The organism is Verminephrobacter aporrectodeae subsp. tuberculatae At4 (assembly GCF_000193225.1).
Lineage (GTDB): Bacteria > Pseudomonadota > Gammaproteobacteria > Burkholderiales > Burkholderiaceae_C > Acidovorax > Acidovorax aporrectodeae.
This window is the reverse complement of the sequence record NZ_AFAL01000545.1, coordinates 1-896: the sequence shown is the minus strand read 5'-3', so window position 1 is coordinate 896 and position 896 is coordinate 1. Positions and strand designations below refer to the sequence as shown.

The 896-nt window shown below is 72.0% G+C and carries 2 protein-coding genes; both read left to right on the top strand.

What is annotated here, in order from left to right:
- Nucleotides 1–550, top strand: a 550-nt coding sequence (locus VTU_RS28115; protein WP_010106811.1) for a DUF3418 domain-containing protein, incomplete at its 5' end; no start/stop codon positions are given.
- Between the two features lie 52 nt (nt 551–602).
- A partial coding sequence (locus VTU_RS28110; RefSeq protein ID WP_010106810.1) for an AMP-binding protein occupies nt 603–896 on the top strand: 294 nt, incomplete at its 3' end.

Genomic DNA, 896 nt, shown 5'->3' with positions numbered 1-896 from the left:
GATCATCGACGTGGCGCTGGAGCGCGCCTTCCTGTGCGAGCCGCTGCCCGCCGACGCGCCCGCTTTCGAGCGCCGGGTGCAAGAAGGCCGCAGCCGCCTGGCGCTGATTGCCAACGAGGTGGCGCGCCTGGCGGCCGCCATCCTCAGCGAATACGCCACCGCCGCGCGCAAGATCAGGGACAGCCGAAACGCCGCCGCGCAGGACGCGCAGCAGCAGTTGCAGCGCCTGATGCCGGAGAACTTCCTGACCGCCACGCCCTGGGCGCAGTTGGCGCATTGCGCGCGCTACCTGCGCGCCATCACGCTGCGGCTCGACAAGTACCGCGCCGACCCGGCGCGCGACGCCGCCCGGCTCGCCGAACTGCGCCCGCAGGAGCAGCGCTACTGGCGCCTGGTGGACGCGCGCAAGGGCGCCGTGGACGCGCGCATGCAGGAGCTGCGCTGGCTGCTCGAAGAACTGCGCGTGAGCTTTTTCGCGCAGGAGCTGCGCACGCCGCAGCCGGTGAGCGTGAAGCGGCTCGACAAGCTGTGGGCGCAGGTCAATGGCTGAACCCGAAGCCCTGCGCGGGCCATCCGGCCGGGATCGGGAAGAATGCCCTCCCATGCGCGCCCATTTCAAGTTCTGGCCCCGCCGGCTGCCCCATGCCATCACGCTGCCCGTCACCTCGCTATGGGACAACCTGGCGATCAGCGCCCGGCGCTACCCCGACAAGGCGGCGCTGGTGTTCTTTGGCCGCGCGACGAGCTACCGCGAACTGGCCGCGGGCGCCGAGCGCCTGGCCGCCCGGCTCGCGGCGCTGGGCGTGCAGCGGGGCGACCGCGTGGTGCTGTGCATGCAGAACTGCCCGCAGCTGGTGCTCGCGCATTTCGCCATCCTGCGGGCGAACGCGGTGGTG